Genomic DNA, 255 nt, shown 5'->3' with positions numbered 1-255 from the left:
CAAAGCTCGGCGATGCCGCGGATTCCTACATGGCTCACGTGCAGATCGAAGGCGGCGTGTTTCAGTCGCGCCAGGCCGAGGTGCCGTTCGCGGGACGCGACATCGACAGATTCGTGCGCGACATTGCCTCGCAGGCGATGCGGCTTGCCGAGCCGAACATACTGGCCAGCCATCTGTTCACCGAAGTGCAGAAAACGAAATGCTCGCTTGCGCAATGCAATTACAGCGAGATCGTCGGCATCTACGATGAAGTGC

Annotated in this window: 1 pseudogene; it reads left to right on the top strand. The window is 59.6% G+C overall.

From position 1 onward, the window contains the following. Nucleotides 1-255 (top strand): annotated as a pseudogene (locus tag SB753_RS39255) (tetratricopeptide repeat protein); the annotation flags it as partial.

Source organism: Paraburkholderia sp. SIMBA_053 (assembly GCF_046534895.1).
GTDB lineage: Bacteria > Pseudomonadota > Gammaproteobacteria > Burkholderiales > Burkholderiaceae > Paraburkholderia > Paraburkholderia caledonica.
This window is presented reverse-complemented; position numbering and strand designations above follow the sequence as displayed.